21 protein-coding genes are annotated in these 17,993 nt (G+C 63.5%); 15 read left to right on the top strand and 6 right to left on the bottom strand.

Going from position 1 to position 17,993, the window contains the following annotated elements; translation table 11 throughout:
- Positions 1-8 precede the first annotated feature (8 nt).
- Positions 9-947 (top strand): ABC transporter ATP-binding protein, encoded by a 939-nt coding sequence (locus tag VWN43_RS13180; protein ID WP_320181449.1) that lies wholly within the window; start codon positions 9-11, stop codon positions 945-947.
- A gap of 9 nt (positions 948-956) precedes the next feature.
- On the opposite strand, the gene VWN43_RS13175 is transcribed toward VWN43_RS13180, so the two are convergent.
- Positions 957-1,145 (bottom strand): hypothetical protein, encoded by a 189-nt coding sequence (locus VWN43_RS13175; protein WP_320181450.1) that lies wholly within the window; start codon positions 1,143-1,145, stop codon positions 957-959.
- Between the two features lie 138 nt (positions 1,146-1,283).
- Between VWN43_RS13175 and nadB the strand changes: the two genes are divergently transcribed.
- Complete coding sequence (gene nadB / locus VWN43_RS13170) at positions 1,284-2,870, top strand: L-aspartate oxidase (protein ID WP_320181451.1); 1,587 nt, start codon at positions 1,284-1,286, stop codon at positions 2,868-2,870.
- Between the two features lie 19 nt (positions 2,871-2,889).
- Here the strand turns inward: nadB and VWN43_RS13165 are convergent, their stop codons facing one another.
- Positions 2,890-3,222 carry a PilZ domain-containing protein gene (locus VWN43_RS13165; RefSeq protein ID WP_320181452.1) on the bottom strand — a complete coding sequence of 111 codons (333 nt, stop codon included), beginning with the start codon at positions 3,220-3,222 and terminating at the stop codon, positions 2,890-2,892.
- Between the two features lie 313 nt (positions 3,223-3,535).
- Here VWN43_RS13165 and VWN43_RS13160 point away from each other — a divergent pair, with 313 nt between their 5' ends.
- The 3 genes from VWN43_RS13160 to VWN43_RS13150 all read left to right on the top strand — a co-directional run bounded on the left by VWN43_RS13160 (position 3,536) and on the right by VWN43_RS13150 (position 7,870).
- Complete coding sequence (locus VWN43_RS13160; RefSeq protein WP_320181453.1) at positions 3,536-4,426, top strand: alpha/beta fold hydrolase; 891 nt, start codon at positions 3,536-3,538, stop codon at positions 4,424-4,426.
- Positions 4,427-4,815: 389 nt separating this feature from the next.
- Positions 4,816-5,298, top strand: coding sequence for an energy transducer TonB family protein (locus VWN43_RS13155; protein ID WP_320181454.1), 483 nt, complete (start codon positions 4,816-4,818; stop codon positions 5,296-5,298).
- 550 nt (positions 5,299-5,848) lie between these two features.
- Positions 5,849-7,870 (top strand): ribonucleoside-diphosphate reductase subunit alpha, encoded by a 2,022-nt coding sequence (locus VWN43_RS13150; RefSeq protein ID WP_320181455.1) that lies wholly within the window; start codon positions 5,849-5,851, stop codon positions 7,868-7,870.
- A 140-nt stretch (positions 7,871-8,010) separates the two neighbouring features.
- Here the strand turns inward: VWN43_RS13150 and VWN43_RS13145 are convergent, their stop codons facing one another.
- Entirely contained in the window at positions 8,011-8,247 is a 237-nt protein-coding gene (locus VWN43_RS13145) for a DUF2171 domain-containing protein (protein WP_320181456.1), read from the bottom strand.
- Between the two features lie 371 nt (positions 8,248-8,618).
- Here VWN43_RS13145 and VWN43_RS13140 point away from each other — a divergent pair, with 371 nt between their 5' ends.
- Positions 8,619-9,392 carry a response regulator transcription factor gene (locus VWN43_RS13140; protein WP_320181457.1) on the top strand — a complete coding sequence of 258 codons (774 nt, stop codon included), beginning with the start codon at positions 8,619-8,621 and terminating at the stop codon, positions 9,390-9,392.
- Here the strand turns inward: VWN43_RS13140 and VWN43_RS13135 are convergent.
- Entirely contained in the window at positions 9,389-9,691 is a 303-nt protein-coding gene (locus VWN43_RS13135) for a hypothetical protein (RefSeq protein WP_253521619.1), read from the bottom strand. The two genes, VWN43_RS13140 and VWN43_RS13135, sit on opposite strands and share 4 nt — an antisense overlap.
- Positions 9,692-10,129: 438 nt before the next feature.
- Here VWN43_RS13135 and VWN43_RS13130 point away from each other — a divergent pair, with 438 nt between their 5' ends.
- The 5 genes from VWN43_RS13130 to VWN43_RS13110 all read left to right on the top strand — a co-directional run bounded on the left by VWN43_RS13130 (position 10,130) and on the right by VWN43_RS13110 (position 13,629).
- A complete protein-coding gene (locus VWN43_RS13130; RefSeq protein WP_320181458.1) occupies positions 10,130-11,191 on the top strand; it encodes a ribonucleotide-diphosphate reductase subunit beta in 1,062 nt (353 codons plus the stop codon).
- A gap of 96 nt (positions 11,192-11,287) precedes the next feature.
- Positions 11,288-11,908 (top strand): DUF5343 domain-containing protein, encoded by a 621-nt coding sequence (locus tag VWN43_RS13125; protein WP_320181459.1) that lies wholly within the window; start codon positions 11,288-11,290, stop codon positions 11,906-11,908.
- Entirely contained in the window at positions 11,898-12,449 is a 552-nt protein-coding gene (locus VWN43_RS13120) for a hypothetical protein (RefSeq protein WP_320181460.1), read from the top strand. Before VWN43_RS13125 ends, VWN43_RS13120 begins: the two co-directional genes overlap by 11 nt.
- Before the next feature lie 420 nt (positions 12,450-12,869).
- Positions 12,870-13,328 (top strand): DUF1294 domain-containing protein, encoded by a 459-nt coding sequence (locus VWN43_RS13115; RefSeq protein ID WP_320181461.1) that lies wholly within the window; start codon positions 12,870-12,872, stop codon positions 13,326-13,328.
- Positions 13,329-13,407: 79 nt separating this feature from the next.
- Positions 13,408-13,629: a hypothetical protein gene (locus tag VWN43_RS13110; RefSeq protein ID WP_320181462.1), complete on the top strand. Its 222-nt coding sequence runs from the start codon at positions 13,408-13,410 to the stop codon at positions 13,627-13,629.
- A gap of 45 nt (positions 13,630-13,674) precedes the next feature.
- Here VWN43_RS13110 and VWN43_RS13105 read toward each other — a convergent pair whose 3' ends face one another.
- Both VWN43_RS13105 and VWN43_RS13100 read right to left on the bottom strand, forming a co-directional pair.
- Positions 13,675-14,355: a hypothetical protein gene (locus VWN43_RS13105; RefSeq protein ID WP_320181463.1), complete on the bottom strand. Its 681-nt coding sequence runs from the start codon at positions 14,353-14,355 to the stop codon at positions 13,675-13,677.
- A 167-nt stretch (positions 14,356-14,522) separates the two neighbouring features.
- On the bottom strand, positions 14,523-14,915 hold the full coding sequence (locus tag VWN43_RS13100) for a hypothetical protein (RefSeq protein WP_320181464.1): 393 nt from the start codon (positions 14,913-14,915) through the stop codon (positions 14,523-14,525).
- A gap of 216 nt (positions 14,916-15,131) precedes the next feature.
- On the opposite strand from VWN43_RS13100, the gene argB reads away from it, so the two are divergent.
- The 4 genes from argB (at position 15,132) to VWN43_RS13080 (ending at position 17,993) form a co-directional block, all read left to right on the top strand.
- Complete coding sequence (argB, locus tag VWN43_RS13095) at positions 15,132-16,028, top strand: acetylglutamate kinase (protein ID WP_320181465.1); 897 nt, start codon at positions 15,132-15,134, stop codon at positions 16,026-16,028.
- 80 nt (positions 16,029-16,108) lie between these two features.
- Positions 16,109-16,399: a YggT family protein gene (locus VWN43_RS13090; protein ID WP_253521646.1), complete on the top strand. Its 291-nt coding sequence runs from the start codon at positions 16,109-16,111 to the stop codon at positions 16,397-16,399.
- Positions 16,399-17,295, top strand: coding sequence for a bifunctional methylenetetrahydrofolate dehydrogenase/methenyltetrahydrofolate cyclohydrolase FolD (folD, locus tag VWN43_RS13085; RefSeq protein WP_320181466.1), 897 nt, complete (start codon positions 16,399-16,401; stop codon positions 17,293-17,295). The genes VWN43_RS13090 and folD overlap by 1 nt, the downstream gene beginning before the upstream one ends.
- Entirely contained in the window at positions 17,292-17,993 is a 702-nt protein-coding gene (locus VWN43_RS13080) for a YybH family protein (protein ID WP_320181467.1), read from the top strand. Before folD ends, VWN43_RS13080 begins: the two co-directional genes overlap by 4 nt.

The following is a 17,993-nucleotide window of genomic DNA, read 5'->3' as shown; positions in this document are numbered from 1 at the left end:
CACGCGGCATGACCACCCCACCTGCGATCAAGATCGACAATCTCGTCAAGGAATACGCCTCGCCCGGTCCGGGCGCGCCGGCCAAGCTGGCGCTCAAGGGGGTCAGCTTCGATGTGCCGCAAGGCGGCATTTTCGGACTGCTGGGCCCCAATGGCGCAGGCAAGTCGACGCTCATCAACATCCTTGCCGGGCTGGTGCGCAAGACCAGCGGCAGCGCCGAGGTCTGGGGTTTCGACATCGCGGGCAATCCGCGCAACGCCAAGCGCTCGATCGGGATCGTGCCACAGGAAATCGTCTTCGATCCCTTCTTCACCCCATTCGAAGTGCTGGAGAACCAGGGCGGCTTCTACGGCATCCCCAAGGCCGAGCGGCGCAGCGAGGAGCTGCTCAAGGCAGTGCATCTGTGGGACAAGCGCGATGCCTATGCGCGCACCCTGTCGGGCGGGATGAAACGGCGCCTGCTGATCGCCAAGGCGATGGTGCATTCGCCGCCGATCCTGGTGCTCGACGAGCCGACTGCCGGAGTCGATGTCGAACTGCGCCGCCAGCTGTGGGAGCTGGTGACCGAACTCAACCGCGAGGGCGTGACCGTGGTGCTGACCACGCATTATCTCGAGGAAGCCGAACAGCTGTGCGACCGCATCGCGATCATCAATCACGGCGAACTGATCGCCGACAAGCCGACTCGCGAACTGGTCGACATGGCGCGCGAAAAGATCGTCTCGATCACGGTGGACAAGGATCTCGGCGGGCCGATCATGGAACCGGCTTTCACCAAGGCCGAAGTGATCGAGCCGCGGCGGCTGGAGATCACCTATGACCGCGACAAGACGAGCGCAGGGCAGGTGCTCGCGCTCGTCCAGTCGCACGGTTATGCGATCGAGGATGTCACCACCCGCGAGGCCGACCTGGAGGACGTGTTCGTCCAGCTGACCGGCGCGGGATAGGCCTGCGCGCTACAGGAAGGCGCGCGGCCCGAGCCCTGCGTCGCGGACCTTCTGCACCGCCCACAAATGCGGTTCGACCTCTTCCATCGGAGTCTTGCACTTGCGGCAGCGCCCGACCTGCTGCCCGCTGACGCGCGTTACATTCGCGTTGTCGACGCTGTGCCTACCCAAGGCACAGCCGATACGTCCCAAAGTCATGATCTCGCGACCCTTCCAAACCCGTTGTTTTGTCCCCTGTCGATTCGCGCCCTAGTGCAGCAAGCGGCTGACAATAACCTCGCTGCGCCGAATCGTTCCTTGCTTGCCGCGTAGTGATTGCGTCGGCATGACGCGGGCATGACAGACACCCCTTACGACGTCCTCGTCATCGGTTCGGGCGCTGCCGGACTTACCGCCGCGCTGGCGCTGGCGCAGACCAAGCGCGTGCTGGTGCTCGCCAAGGGCCGGCTCGACAGCGGCTCCACTGCGTGGGCGCAGGGCGGCATCGCCGCCGTGCTCGACGCTGGCGACACGTTCGACAACCACATCCGTGACACGATGGTCGCCGGGGCGGGTCTCAACGACCAGGAGACGGTCGAGTTCGTGATCGAACGCGCGCCGGCCTCGATCGACCGGCTGTGCGAGCTGGGCGTGCCCTTCAACCGCGAGGAGGGCGATCTTCACCTGACGCGCGAAGGCGGGCATTCGCACCGCCGCATCGTCCATGTGAACGATGCGACCGGCTGGGCGGTGCAGGCCGCGCTGCTCAAGGCGGCGGAGGAAAATCCGAACATCACGCTACTGCCCGGGCAAAGCTGCATCGACCTGGTCACCGGGCGCAACCAGGCGGATTATTCGGGGTCGGGCCGCGTGTGGGGTGCCTATGCGCTCGACGAGGCTACCGGCGACGTGGTGACGCATGTCGCGCGCGCGACCGTGCTGGCGGCGGGCGGGGCGGGGCGCGTGTACCAGTTCTCGACTGCCCCGCGCGGCGCGACGGGTGACGGGATCGCCATGGCATGGCGCGCGGGCGCGCGGGTCTCCAACATGGAGATGATGCAGTTCCACCCGACCTGCCTCTACAATCTCGAGGTCAAGAATTTCCTCATTACCGAGGCCGTGCGCGGCGAGGGCGGGCGGCTCTTCAACCCCGTCACGGGCGAGCGCTATATGGAGAAATACGACCCCGAGCGGATGGAGCTGGCACCGCGCGATATCGTGGCGCGCGCCAATGACGACCAGATCAAGCGCCATGGGCTCGACTATGTCCATCTCGATATCAGCCACCAGCCACCCGAATTCGTGAAGGAGCATTTCCCCACGATCCACGAAAAGCTGCTCGGCCTCGGCATCGACATGACCAAGGGGCCGATCCCGGTGGTGCCGGCGCAGCACTATACCTGCGGCGGGGTGAAGATCGGGCTCGATGCGAAGACCGACCTGCCGGGTCTGTGGGCGGCGGGGGAATGCACCGAAAGCGGGCTTCACGGTGCCAACCGGCTGGCCTCGAATTCGCTGCTCGAATGCTTCGTCTTCGGTGAGGCGGCGGCGAGCGACATCCTGTCGTGCTGGGACGACCTCGATGATCCGCCCGCGATCCTGCCGTGGGATGCCAGCCGCGTGACCGATTCGGACGAGGAAGTGGTGATCAAGCAGAACTGGACCGAGATCCGCCGCTTCATGTGGAACTATGTCGGAATCGTGCGCACCACCAAGCGGCTGGAACGCGCGGGCAACCGGATCGAGATGATGCGCAAGGAAGTGGAGGACTATTACGGTTCGTTCCGCGTCACGACCGATCTGATCGAGCTACGCAACCTGCTCGATTGCGCGGGGCTGATCGTGACCAGCGCGCTCAGGCGCCACGAAAGCCGCGGGCTGCATTATATCATGGATTATCCCGCCACCGACCCGGTCGCGCGCGACATGGTGCTAGTGCCCTGACGAGGCACCCGGGGCGGCATCAGCCCGTTACCGACCGCCAATTGGCTGCCGACCAGTCGCTGCGCAGCATCCAGTCGTCGAGCGCGAAGTGCCGCACCACTCCCATGCTGATGGGTTCGAGGAAGAAGATGCCGATGCTCTCGCCGAGCTGCCAGGCGACTTCGCCCTGCGCGATATAGCCGGGCAGTAGCACGACTTCGACCGGCGTGCCGACATCGGCAATCAGGTCGCGGCACTCGATCATGCAGCCTGAAAGCGACAGATTGCGCATGGCACAGCGCAGACCGGTGCCGCCGATCGTGACGCGAAGATTGTCCTGCGTCTGGCTTCGCTGTTCGTCGCGTCGGTCCATCGCTCGTTCCCTCGTTCCGCCCAATGGGGCAGCGCGATTCCCTTCTACATCCCGGTCCAAGTCGGGAAGCTGAACAGCCGTGGCGGCCCTAGCCGTGCGATGATCCATTGCTGTCAAAGCCATTTCGTTCACCCTCGAGCCACGCCAATGCGTGCCATCCGCGCGGGGATATGCCAGCGGTCGGCGCAGTAGGATTGTAAGCACACGCCATTGTGATGAGCCGGCGAAACCCACAGCTGCAGGCCGGTTTGCGCTGGACAAGGGCATGAGCATGCGATGAGGTCTCCAGCCGGAATTCGGAGGAGGTAGAGCAATGCCCAAGGCAATCGCGAACGGGATCGAGATTCACTACGAGGAACAGGGCGACAAGACCGCCCCGCCCATGCTGCTGATCATGGGGTTCGGCGCGCAGCTGACGCTGTGGCCCGACGAACTGGTCGAGGCGCTTGCCAGCCGCGGCTTCCGTGTCATCCGCTACGACAATCGCGATATCGGCCTCAGCCACAAGTTCGATGGGGTCAAGGCGCCGGGGCTGGTCAAGATGACGCTCCTCTCCAAGCTCGGGCTCAAGCCCAAAGTACCCTATACGCTGGCCGATATGGCCGATGACGGGGCCGGCTTGCTCGATACGCTGGGCATCGAGAAGGCGCACATCGTCGGCGCGAGCATGGGCGGGATGATCGCTCAGCATTTCGTCTCGCGGCATGCCGACAAATGCCTGTCGCTCACCACGATTTTCTCGACCACCGGCAATCCCAAGCTGCCGCCCACCAAGCCCGAGGCGATGAAGGCGCTGGTTACCCGCCCCGACAGCACCGATGAGAAGGTGCTGGTCGAGCATGGCATGATGGTGGCGCGCACGATCGGTTCGCCCGGCTATCCGACCGAGGACGAGCGCCTGCGCGAACGCACCACCGCCAGTGTCCGGCGCAGTTTCTACCCCGAAGGGCCGACACGGCATCTCTCGGCGATCGTCGCGGATGGCGACCGCCGGGGTATGCTGAAAGACGTTACTGTGCCGACGCTGGTCTTGCATGGCGAAGACGATCCGCTGGTGCCCTGCGAGGGTGGCCGCGATACGGCGGCCTCGATCCCCGGCGCCAAGCTGAAGACCATCCCGGGCTGGGGCCACGACCTGCCGCTCGAGCTGGTCGACGAGCTTGCCGATGCGATCGCCGGCCATGCCAAGGCGAATGCCGACTAGGGCCAAATTTGCGTGGTTGTTCGACCAATGGCCGTCGTCGGTCGACCGGCGGACGAACGGAAATTGTCTCTAGTCGTTCGCAAAAGGCGAGTCTGCTGCGCCGCTGCGCTCGATTCTTGCGTTTGGCTAAAATGATCGCTTCGGGATGCAGGCGAGAAGTTGCGCTGTGCCCTCAGGGAGTTGCCATTTGCCCCACCGAGCCCCCCTTGCGCCGGGAGTTTGACACGCAATCCTTCGCGCGTATCCTGATGCACAGGACGTCCGGCTCCCGCAGACGCCGGCCTGCCCCGATCGACCACTGATTGTGGACCATGGGACGGCCGCCCGCCTTGTGCCGGGCGTGCAACGCGACTGCGGCCGATCATCTTTGCACGCGAAAGGATGATCCGATGAAATCCCCCCTTATAGCCTTTGCCGGTGCCTTGCTGGTGACCGGCGTCCCCGCGACTTCGCAGGACATCGTCGTCTCGGCGGAGAGTGCCGCCGAGACGACGATTTCCCGCGACCTCGATCGCAATCTCCTGCGCGCCGACTGGCCGCGGCGTGAGCTGGTTGGCGAAGGGATTGCCATGGTGCGGTTCCAGCGCGGCGCCGATGGCCGCCCGGCCGATGTGAAACTCTATCGCAAATCGGGCCAGCGCAGCGTGGATCGTCGCGCGCTGGTGGCGGTTGCCCGGCTGGGCCGGAGCAATCCGCTCCCGGCGATCGGGGCACCCGACCAGATTTTCCAGGCCAACATCGTCCTCGCCAACAGCCACCAGGCCTTTGCCGATCTGTCGTCGCAGCTGGCGAAGCTGGAACAGGCGCGCCTCGCCGACCCGCGCGAACGCACCGTATTCGCGTTCAATTCGGCTCCGCGCACCGCGTCCTAGCGCCGGCCCCGGCACTGTTCTTCGGCGTTGCCGTGATCCCGTGCTGCGGACGGGTTGCGGCAGCGCCGGAGTCTGTGCCGAATGCCCGCCTCGATTCCAAAATTGCGCGCCCGGATTCGATTGACTCACAAGCCGGACCGATCGTTTTTGCCCGCAAAATTTTTTTCACGGATTCATTTAGCCCCTTGCGCTCGCCCGAAGTCCAGCTTGGTCCACGCGTCGCGGCGTTGCAGCCGGATAAGGCACCGGCTCCGCCAGGCCCGAACCAGCCTTAAATCGGCGTTGACCCTCTTGCGCCGGAGTCCCGCCTGATTCAGTATCTAGTGGTCAGGCTACCATGGGTACCCACAAGACCTAGCTTTTGGCGGCCGGCTCCCCATATTGAGGAGCCCCGCCCCAGCGGCATGGCTGTGGGGAAAAAGGGGAAAAGTTTTCGCCCCGGAGCCACACAAAATTGGTAGGCGGGGCAGTGGCCTCGTCGACTCGAACACAACCGGAACGCGGGTGGCCTGATAGCGGCCCGCGGAGCACTCAGACGGCGGGGCACACGATGGATTTCAAGAGCGGGAACGATACGGCGATGGCATTGGATTTCGACACACAAGACACCGCGCCCGAACCCACCACCGAAGAGAAAGCGGTCGCCATGGACAAGACGGACAAGGGCAGTGACGAACTGGTCCAGGCAGCCGCTGGCCAGGCGCTGGCCGGCGCGGTCGCCAGCGCGACCTCGGAAGCGGCCGAACATGACAGCAAGAAGGTGCTCGATCGCCGGTTCGACGTGAAGACCGACGAGAGCCGCGATGCGCTGCTGACCGAATTCGGCAAGGAAACGCTGACCGATCGTTACCTGCTGCCGGGTGAAGGCTATCAGGACCTGTTTGCGCGTGTGGCCGATTATTTCGCCGACGATGCCGAACATGCGCAGCGGCTTTACGACTATATCTCGAACCTGTGGTTCATGCCCGCCACGCCCGTGCTGTCGAATGGCGGCACCACGCGCGGCCTGCCGATTTCCTGCTATCTCAACAGCGTGTCGGACAGCCTCGACGGCATCGTCAACACCTGGAACGAGAACGTCTGGCTCGCCTCGAAGGGCGGCGGCATCGGCACCTATTGGGGCAATGTCCGCGGGATCGGCGAACCGGTCGGCCTCAACGGCAAGACCAGCGGCATCATCCCCTTCGTGCGGGTGATGGATTCGCTCACGCTCGCAATTTCGCAAGGCTCGCTGCGCCGCGGTTCGGCCGCCTGCTACATCGACGTTTCGCACCCCGAGATCGAGGAGTTCCTAGAGATCCGCAAGCCGAGCGGCGATTTCAACCGCAAGGCGCTGAACCTGCACCACGGCGTGCTCGTCACCGATGCCTTCATGGAAGCGGTGCGCGCGGGCGAGGAATTCGACCTCGTGTCCCCGCGCGACGGATCGGTGCGCAAGACCATTGACGCGCGCAGCCTGTTCCAGAAGCTGGTCGAAACCCGGCTCGCCACGGGCGAACCCTACATCGTGTTCTCCGACACGGTGAACCGCATGATGCCCAAGCATCACCGCGAACTGGGGCTCAAGGTCTCGACCTCGAACCTGTGCGCCGAAATCACGCTGCCCACCGGCATCGACCATCTCGGCAACGATCGCACTGCAGTGTGCTGCCTCTCCTCGCTCAATCTCGAGAAATGGGATGAATGGAACGGCGACAAGCAGTTCATCGAGGACATCATGCGCTTCCTCGACAACGTCCTGCAGGACTATATCGACCGGGCGCCCGACCAGATGGCGCGCGCGAAATATTCGGCCATGCGCGAACGCAGCGTGGGCCTCGGGGTGATGGGCTTCCACTCCTTCCTCCAGGCCAAGAGCATCGGCTTCGAAAGCCCGATGGCCAAGGTGTGGAACCTCAAGATGTTCAAGCATATCAGCGCCAAGGCGGAAGAAGCCTCGCTGGTGCTGGCGCAGGAACGCGGGCCGTGCCCCGACGCTGCCGAAACCGGCGCGATGGAACGCTTCAGCTGCAAGATGGCGATCGCGCCGACCGCATCGATCAGCATCATCTGCGGCGGGACCAGCGCCTGCATCGAACCGATCCCGGCCAATATCTACACGCACAAGACGCTGTCGGGCTCGTTCATCGTCAAGAACCCCTATCTCGAGAATATCCTCGACAAGAAGAGCAAGAACTCGACCAATGTCTGGAATTCGATCCTCGAGCGGGGCGGCAGCGTCCAGCACCTCGACTTCCTGACGACCGAAGAAAAGGCCACCTTCAAGACCAGCTTCGAAATCGACCAGCGCTGGCTGCTCGAATTCGCCGGCGACCGGGCCCCCTTCATCGACCAGGCGCAGTCGCTGAACCTGTTCATCCCAGCCGATGTCGACAAGTGGGACCTGATGATGCTGCACTTCCAGGCGTGGGAAAAGGGCATCAAGTCGCTCTACTACCTCCGCTCGAAGAGCGTGCAACGCGCCGGTTTCGCCGGCGGCGTGGAAGCGGACAACACCGCCGATGCCGCGAAGTTCGAACTGGCCGCAGGCGCCGAGCAGACCGATTACGAGGAATGCCTCGCCTGCCAGTAGTAGGCGGCCTCTGGTGACGTCTGGGCGGCCCTAGGCTCACCTCTCTCACCAGCCACGATTGCCCATATGAAAGGCCCCGCCACCGGACTTCCGGGGCGGGGCTTTTGAGATCCGCTATGGGATCGTAACGGCGGGGTCGCTCAGGCGACCGCCTTGTTGCCGAGACCGGCGGGGATCCGCGCACCTTCCTTGAGGTAGATACGGTTGTCGTCGATCTTCTCGACATCGTCGAGCGCCAGGAAGTGGTGCATGTCATCGCCGCTGTCCGATTTGGTCAGCTTGATGGCATCGCCTTCGACTTCATCGACGGTTCCGACGTGCTGGCCCTTGGCGTCGGCGATTTCCATGTGTTCCTTGATGCGAATCTTCTCGAACATCTAAATTCCTTTTGTTTTGCGTTGCTTACACCTTACCAACGGGCTGGCGGTGGCTTTGGTCCACGCTTCGCCGAAGCTGGTGCACGGCGCAGCCGACCCCCAAGATTTCTTGGGGGCGGACGCTCTCTCGACTGACGGGACGCTCAAATTAAAGGCTTTGGCCTTCCGCGCGTATCCTGCGCCGCCCCGATGCTCTCGACAGCCTACCGGGACGGGCTAGTATTAACCAACCGGCGCAAGGCGCATTTAATCACCCATGCGCGGGCATTATTCAGACATCCCATAATATCTTCGAATGGCATTCTGCATTGTCTTTGGAAGGAGGGGGAATTCGGTAGTGCACTCTCTATACGTATGTCCGGGGCACGGCCATGGGCGGGCTGAGGAACTTCTTCGAGGATTTCCTGGCGTCGCTTGACCATGCCGAAAGCGCGGATGCGATCTGGACCGCCGCGCTCGATGCGATCGGCCGGGTGCCCGTGTCCGGCGAGGTCCATGTCTTCTACCGCGATACGGAGGACGAACAGGAGGCGGCGACCGCGCCTTCCACGCTAACGCCCGGTACGCCTCAGCCGGCTGATGCCAGCAGCGTCGCGATCTCCGCATTCCCCTTCGGCCAGGTCGCCCGCGATGGGGCCGCTGCGAACGCGGGCGACATCGGGCAGTTTGTCGAGCGACCGGGCAAGGGCGACAGGTCGACCATGCAGGCCATCGCCATCACCGTCGATGACACGCCCTGCGAGGACATGGCCGGCCTCCCGGTGGTGCGCGATGGCAGCGTCCCCGACAGCGGCGTCCTGCCGGGCGATTTTGCCGAGGACGTGACCGCAGCGCTCGATGACAGCTACTGGATCTACCTCTCGGCGGTGATGCATTTCACCTATGCCTATCTCGAGAAAATCGCCGGACCGGCGCCAAAGCGCCTGCGGCCCGCGCTGAGCGGCCGCCAGGCCGATGTCCTTGCGGGTCTTGCGGCGGGCAAGCGGCAAAAGGAAATCGCCTACGACCTCGGCATCAGCGAAAACACGGTGGCCTATCATGCTGCGCGGCTGCGCCAGCGGCTCGGCTGCAGCCATTCGAACGAGATCGTCGCGGCGGCCTATCTCAGCGGTTTGCTGCGGTCTCCCGATCCGCGCCGCAGCTAGCGACCACGAATATGGTAATAGGAATCGATCTGGACGCGCCGGTAGGCGCGCTTCCCCGATAGCGCCCTGAAACTGCCGCGGATCATGACGTCGACGATCTGGCCGACAACCAGCAGGACTACCCCCAGCAGCGCCATGGATCCGAAGATCGGGGACAGCGGAAAGGTCCATACATGACGCCGCAGCAATTTGCTGGGCCAGGCAGAGGTGGCGATACGAACCAGCAATGAGGCGAACACGAGGCTTGCCACAAGGTAGGTACCGACCCCGGTCGCAACGTCATCGAGCCCGATGGACATGTCGATCTCCAATTCTCGCCTGCACGGCGCACAATTGCACATCTGCCGAAAGGCGGGAGCCGCTCGACCGGTGCCCGGCCCGGGGAAATGGACGGATTCGCTTCCTGGGTGTTCTGGTGAATCACCCCCCTGCCGTTAATGATAATGCCCAGCGGGCCGTGCAGCGACAATACCGAGGAACCTTGGGGTTGACGCAAAGCGCGGCGGGCTATCCAGCGCACAATGGGGCGCTCCGGTCGCTTGGCATGCGACCACCGGGGGTACGGCGAACGGCTGCTGCTTTGAAGAATGGCGCGGTTCGTCGCATACCGCCCCCGCGCCACCGGGCGCATCTGCGGTTGACCACATCTTATCCCCGCCGAATCATTCCCGCTTGCCTTCGAATCCGGGTTCTGATTCCCTATATGAGTCGTTCACGCTGAATCGGAGAACTACCAGATGTCGTTGCTCGAAGCCCGTAAGACCTACAAGCCCTTCGAGTACCCCTGGGCCTACGACTTCTGGAAACGCCAGCAGCAGATACACTGGATGCCCGAGGAAGTGCCGCTCGGCGAGGACTGCCGCGACTGGGCGCAGAAGCTCACCGAGCACGAGCGCAACCTGCTCACGCAGATCTTCCGTTTCTTCACGCAGGCCGATGTCGAGGTGCAGGATTGCTACCACGACAAATATGCGCGCGTGTTCAAGCCGACCGAGATCAAGATGATGCTGACCGCCTTCTCCAATATGGAGACGGTGCACATCGCCGCCTATTCGCACCTGCTCGACACGATCGGCATGCCCGAAAGCGAATATTCCGCCTTCCTCGAATATGAGGAAATGGCCGACAAGCACAGCTACATGCAGCAGTTCGGCGTCGACAATGACGAGGATATCGCGCGCACGCTGGCGATGTTCGGCGGCTTTACCGAAGGCATGCAGCTGTTCGCCAGCTTCGCCATGCTGATGAACTTCCCGCGCTTCAACAAGATGAAGGGCATGGGCCAGATCGTCAGCTGGTCGGTGCGCGACGAATCGCTGCACTGCGAAGGCATCATCCGCATGTTCCACGAATTCGTGCGCGAGCGCGACTGCCTGACCAAGGCGGTCAAGGAAGACATCATCGACATCTGCCAGAAGTCGGTGCGGCTGGAAGACAATTTCATCGACCTCGCCTTCGAAATGGGCCCGGTCAGCGGCATGACGCCCAAGGAAATCAAGAAGTACATCCGCTACATCGCCGACTGGCGGCTGGGCCAGCTCGGCCTCCAGCCGATCTACATGATCGACGATCACCCGCTGCCCTGGCTCGCCCCGCTCCTCAACGGTGTGGAGCACGCCAATTTCTTCGAACAGCGCGCCACCGAATATTCCAAGGGCGCGACCACCGGCGACTGGAACTCGGTCTGGTCGAGCTTCGACAAACGCACCAAGGCCAAGGCCGCGAACGAGGAGGGCGCCGCGCAGGACGACGGCCCGGGTCTGTTCGGCGATGAGGCTGGAGCGCAGGCGGCGGAGTAAGGGGCAAGCTCTTGCTCGGGGAATACAGCTCTGGTCTGATTGACAATTGAAGTAATAAAGTCAGCATTTGGAATGGCTTACGAAAGGCGATTCGAAATGACGTTTCCGTACACCCAAAATACTGGAAATCTTACGAGTCTAATCTCGCAGATAGGAAAGAACGGCGTTCCGGATAAGCTTACCACCAAGGACTTACCCGTCTGGGGGTTCAAAAGCTCCAACGATCGATCAATTTTATCAGTTTTGAGATTTATTGGATTTCTGGACTCATCCGGTGCTCCTACAGATCTTTGGCGAGAAGCCCGAACGAAGCCCGACGTGGCTGTCGGGAAGGGTGTGAGGGAGGGCTACAAGTCGCTCTTTCAAACGTTCCCAGATGCTGAACGTAAAGATAGCGAAGCGCTTACGAATTTCTTCAAAGCGAAGACCGATGTCGGCGATGCCGCCATAAGAATGATGGTTGGGACGTTTAAGGCCCTTGCTCAGTACGGGGATTATTCGTCAAAACCGAGCGTTGCTGCTGCACCCGCGCCTTCTGCAAATTCAGATACAGATATGCCAGTGCAAAGCCCCTTGATTGCAACCGCCTTGCCCACATCCAATGCGGGAGTTTCAGTAAATCTCAACATTGAACTCGCTCTGCCCGCTGATGAAACTGGCAAAGTCTATGATGCCTTTTTTAAAGCTATGAAAAAGCACCTGTTAGATGGAAGTTGATCCCATTGGCGAATGGGCAGATCGTTTGGGTAGATTTCATGCTGAGGCTAACGCAGCATTCTCCCAGATCGAAACCTCGAAAGCTCGGAAGTTTTCCCTCGACCGAAGCTATGAGAATTTGAAGGGTCTTAGCCTTAAAGAAGACGAGCTTTTCCGTCAGTCGCTTCGTTGCGTCGAACTTGAGGTCTACCGTGGAGCTCACATTTTAGCGTGGTGTGGCTTCTTCGATATGGTTCTTCGCCTTTTAGAGACCGATAACTTTGCAGCGTTGAAGGCTGCCCGACCGAATTGGACGTTTACGAACAAGGAGGAATTGGGAGAATCCGTTTCCGAACATCAAATCGTCGAATCACTTCGACTCCTTTCAATCACTAGTAAAGCGGATCAGAAGGCGCTGATTGGTTTGTTGTCTCGTCGCAACGAGTGCGCACATCCGACTGGCTACTTTCCTGATCTAAATCAAACTCTCGGCTTTATCAGTGAACTTTTTCAGAGAGTAGAGAACCTACAAAAGAAGTATCCCGATTGGTCGCTAGTCTAACGCGAGTAAAGGGATAGAGCCCGCCTAATTCGTCGAACAAAGCCCGATTCTCGGTTTCGCGGTTGAGCCAGCCTTGCAGCGCGCGGGTCGAGGCCTCGGCCTGCACCGCCTCTGCCGGGCAATCGGCATCCTTCTCCGCCGTGTCGATCCCGACCACGCTGCTGTCGCCCAGCTTGTGCGTGTCGCCATCGACCACGGAGTAATAGCCGCGGCCCTGCCCGCGGCGGGTGCAGGGCCCTTCGATTACCTGCGGTTCGCTCGGCAGGAAGCCCGGGCACGGGAAAGGCGCAGGGCTGTGTAACGGGATTACCACCGGCCACATGCCACCGGGTTGCCAACCGTACCGCGATGGCAGAAAGACCTATTGCGTCAACGCGCTAGCGGCGTCTCGCTGACCGCCTATCGAGGGGAGATACAGCGGTGTCGAAATTGCAGGTGCTCGAACTCGCGACCTATTATCTGATCGCGGTCAATTTCCTTACCTTCCTCGCCTTCGGCTACGATAAGATGCAGGCCGAGAGAGGCGGCTGGCGTGTGGCCGAGGCGACGCTGGTGTTCTTCGTCGTCATAGGCGGTATCGTCGGCGCGCTCGCCGGCCGGGCGCTGTTCCGGCACAAGATCCGCAAATCCTCCTTCACCGCCAAGCTGGGGGGCGGGGCACTGCTCAATCTGGGCATCGTCGGCGGGCTTGTTGCGTTGGAGAACCGGACATCGCCCGAAGAGCAGGCGAAGCTCGATGCGGTCATGGCGAGCGTCCATTACCCCGGCTGCAACGAAGTGCGCGCGGCGGGCAAGGCGCCGCTGCGCTATGGCGAGCCGGGCTACCGGACGGACATGGACGGCGACGGCGACGGGGTGGCCTGCGAACCGCATTACTGAGCGCTCGCGCGAACGGCTTGCGTCGTATCGGCCACGGTGCGAAGCTGCACGGGCACCATCCCGTGACAGGAGTATTGCCATGACCACCCGTTTCACCGCCGCTGCGCTGCCCTTGGCCGCCGCATTCGCTCTCGCCGCTTGCGGCGAAGCCGAGGACACCACCTATGAAGTCGACGCGACCGATGAGGGCGGCGGCGAACTGATCGTGACCGAGGAAGTGCCCGGCGCGGTCGAGGTCGACACGCCCGACACGCCGATGACCAATGTGCCCGAAGAGGGTGCGGAAGAAACCGCCGAATAGCACTCAGAACCCCTCTCGCACGCGGGAGGGGCGGCTACCTAGCCCTTACCAGCCCCACGCGGCCGGCGGCGTTTCCACCGGCGCGCTGGCATCGATTTCGACGCGGAACAGCCGGGTCGGGTCGTTGCGGCGCGTGAGCTGGTAGGCGAAGCGCGCGTCGGCGCTGCCGCGCCGGGTGACTTCGATCCGCCAGACATTGGTCAGCGAGGCGGCCAGCCCTTCACGGGTGAACAATGCCACGCTTTCGGCGTCCACGGGGAAGTCCTGCGCGCCCGCGCTGCCCGCGTCGGCAGTCGTCCCGCCATAAAAGGTCACTGCATCGGCCTCGCCATCGGCATGACGGTGGTCGTGCTTGAGCGTGAAACGCGTGTCTGCGCCGGTGCCCTCGCGGGTCACGATCCACGTGCGACTGCGGTTCCAGGGTTGTTCTTGTCCTACCGCTTCGCTGCCTGAGGACGGTGGCGCTTCCTCGACATGAAAGGCGATCGCCACGCGGGTTTTGTCGCACTCGGCCCAATGCGCGACCATGCGCTTGCCCGCCCAATCGGTATCGCGCGCATCCGTGCTGGCGAGCCCGCCCGCATAGGCCTTGCCGCAATGGCTCGACAACGCCTGCCAGAATGCCTCCTGCGGGTGGGCAAGGGTGCCAGCGGCGGGGCCGGGCGCGGGCGCGCAGGCGGCGAGGGCGAGAGCCGCGAGCGGCAGGAGAAATCGGGCGATATGCATCGCGCCAGCCTAGGGGCTTGGCCAGCCAACGCAAAGCCCGATGAATTTCGCGCTCGCGCCGCATGCCCACGCAAAAAGGGGCGACGGGATTGACCCGCCGCCCCCGATGCGGCCGCTGTGCGGGAAGAGGAGGGATCGCCCGCCGCGGCCGATCGTCTGGTTTATCCTCAGCGCTCGGGCTGGGTATCCACTGTGGTCTCCGCCTCGGCATCGACCGCGGCGTCGACGCCGGGTGCCGACGCATCGGCATTGGCGCTGCCATCGACCTGCGTTTCGAGATCGGCAGCCTGCTCCGTGCGCTCGGCGGTATCTTCGAGGCGGTCCTGAGCGGCGTCGGTCGCTGCCTCGGTCCGCGTGCGGGCCCGCATTGCGGCGGTCTCGGCCCGATCGGTCACGCTGTCGGTCGTGCGCTGGGCGCGGTCGAGTGTCGGCTGTGCATCGACGCGGGCATTGGCGGTCGCATCGACGGCGCCGGTGACCGGTCCGGCAAGCTGCGCGCTTGCGGCGGTGGCGCCGGTGGTGGCAAGCAGGGCGGCGGCTAGTGCGGTAAGCTTGGTCATATCTGCGTATCCCGTTTTCGTTCTTGGGACCCGGGATACGGCGGGGGCGGCAATCCGGCTCCCGCAATTGCGCCGAAATGTGCCTGGGAATTGGCGGGGCGAGCCGGTTCATCACCCGTTTATCGCGGGTTTATCTGCGGTTCAGGAAGCCCAGCCATTGCCGCCCCTCTTCCAATTTCTTTGCCTCGCGGCTCTGCCACCGCTATTTCGCCGCCGATGAACGAGACACGCGATATCCATGCCAAGGCCGAAACGCTGATCGAGGCGCTGCCCTATTTCCAGCGCTATGCGGGGCGCAGCTTCGTGGTCAAATATGGCGGCAATGCCATGGGCGACGAACGCGCGGCGCGCGAGTTTGCCGAGGATGTGGTGCTGCTGAAAGCGGTCGGTATCAATCCGGTGGTGGTCCACGGCGGCGGTCCGCAGATCGGCGCGATGCTCGAAAAGCTCGGCGTCGAGACGACCTTCGTCGATGGGCTGCGGGTCACCGACAAGCAGACCGCCGAGATCGCCGAAATGGTCCTTTCGGGCGCGATCAACAAGGCGATCGTCGGCTCGATCGCGCGCGCCGGGGGCAAGGCGATCGGCATCTCGGGCAAGGATGGCGGGCTGGTCACCGCGACCAAGCTGCAGCGCACGCGCAAGGACCCCGACAGCAATATCGAGAAAGTGCTCGATCTCGGCTTCGTCGGCGAACCCGCCAGGGTCGACACGGCGATCCTCGAAACCGCGACCGGCGCGGGGATGATCCCGGTGGTCGCGCCGATCGGCGTGGGCGAGGACGGCCATACCTACAATATCAATGCCGACACCATGGCGGGCGCGCTGGCGGCGGCGCTGGGCGCGGCGCGGCTGCTGCTGCTGACCGACGTTCCGGGCGTGCTGAACAAGCAGGGTGAGCTGCTCACCGATCTGACGCCCGCCGACATCCACCGGCTGCGCGATGACGGGACGATCTCGGGCGGGATGATCCCCAAGCTCGAAACCTGCGTCCAGGCGGTGGAATCGGGCTGCGAGGCGGCGGTGGTGCTCGACGGGCGCGTGCCGCATGCGATGCTGCTCGAATTCTTCACCGCCCGCGGCGCGGGTACGCTGGTCAGCCGCGGGGCCTAACCCGTCGGATGGGGGTAGCGCGGGGCGTGTCGCGCTTGTAGGACGCGCGACACGGCAGCTTCAAGGGAACGCTCGATCACATGCAGGCGCTCAGCACTATCTACCAGATCATCGCCATGCTCACCAACGTACTGGTGATGCTGATCATCATCCAGTTCATCATCGGGCTGCTGTTCGCCTTCAACGTGGTGAACCGGTCGAACGAGTTTCTCGCCGGCTTCTACATGGCCATCAACCGCTTCCTCGAGCCGGTCCTGCGCCCGATCCGCAACCTCCTGCCAAATACGGGCCAGATCGACTTCTCCCCCCTGGTGCTGATCATCCTGCTCAACATCGTCCTCATCGTTCTCGGCAATGTGATCTACGGCTGATGCCGGCGCAGGTCATCGACGGCAAGGCATTCGCCGCCAGGCTGCGCGAGCGCGTTGGCCAGGAGGCGGCGAAATTCGCGGAGGCGGCGGGCCGCAAGGCGGGCCTCGCGGTGGTGCTGGTGGGCGAGGATGCGGCGAGCCAGGTCTATGTGCGCAGCAAGCACAAGGCGACCGTGGCCGCGCACATGGAAAGCTTCGAGCACCGCTTGCCCGCCGATACGGCGGAGGCCGACCTGCTCGCGCTGGTCGCGCAATTGAACGCCGATCCGGCGGTCGACGGTATCCTCGTGCAGCTGCCGCTGCCCGACCATCTCGACGAACAGGCGGTGATTGCCGCGATCAGCCCCGACAAGGATGTCGACGGCTTCCACGTGACCAATGCCGGGCGCCTCGCGGTCGGGCAGAGCGGCTTCGTGCCCTGCACGCCGCTGGGCTGCATGATGTTGCTCACCGACCGGCTAGGCGATCTGTCGGGCCTCGAGGCGGTGGTGATCGGCCGCTCGAATATCGTCGGCAAGCCGATGGCGCAGCTGCTGCTCGATGCCAATGCCACCGTCACCATCGCGCATAGCCGCACCAGGGATCTGCCCGCAGTGGTCCGGCGCGCGGATATCGTGGTTGCGGCGGTGGGCCGTGCCGAAATGGTCAAGGCCGAATGGCTCAAGCCGCAAGCGACGGTGATCGATGTCGGTATCAACCGCTTGCCGCCCGAACCGGGCGCGGACAAGGGCCGGTTGGTCGGTGATGTCGACTATACCGGGGCGCAAGGCGTCGCTGCGGCGATCACGCCGGTCCCCGGCGGGGTCGGACCGATGACGATCGCGGTGCTGCTGCGCAACACGCTGGTTGCGGCCTATCGCAACGCCGGTCTCGACCTGCCCGAAGGCGCGCTGTGAGACTGGCGATCGCCCTGCTGGCGCTGGCGCTGACCGCTTGCTCCACGGGCCCGAACCCGCGCGATCGCTATGCACGGATGCTCAAGCCGACCGCCAATCCTTCGAAGGTGGTCGCCGCCGAACTCGGCTTCGCGCGCATGGCGCAGGACGAGGGGCAGTGGACCGCCTTTCGCGAATATGCCGCCGATGACGGCGTGATGTTCGTCCCCGAACCGGTCATCGCGCGCGACTGGCTGAAGGGCCGGGCGGACCCCGCGCAGGCCGTGCGCTGGCAGCCGCATCACGTCTGGTCGAGCTGCGACGGCTCGCTCGCGGTGACGCGCGGTGCCTGGCAGCGGCCCGATGGCTCAAACGGCTATTTCACTACCGTCTGGCAACGCCGCCGCGATGGCGAATATCGCTGGACGCTCGACCAGGGCGATAGCCTCGAGACACCGCTCGAAGCCCCCGAATTCGTGCGTACCGATGTCGCCGACTGCCCCGCTCGCGGGCTCGCCGCCGAACTGCGCGAACAAGCCGAACAATCGCGCCCGGTGACAGGCGGTACCTATTTCGACCAGGTCAGCGCGGACAGCAGCCTGTTCCTGACCTTCGTCGTGTCGCCCGACCTGTCGCGCAACTGGAAACTGATGCTGCACCGCGACGGCATGATGGTCGACGCCATGACAGGCAGCGTAATCGCACCTTCGGAGGATTAG

This window comes from Qipengyuania sp. HL-TH1 (assembly GCF_036365825.1).
Taxonomy (GTDB): Bacteria; Pseudomonadota; Alphaproteobacteria; order Sphingomonadales; family Sphingomonadaceae; genus Qipengyuania; species Qipengyuania profunda.
Note: the sequence above shows the minus strand (reverse complement) of the source record. Positions and strands in the feature narration are given on the sequence as shown.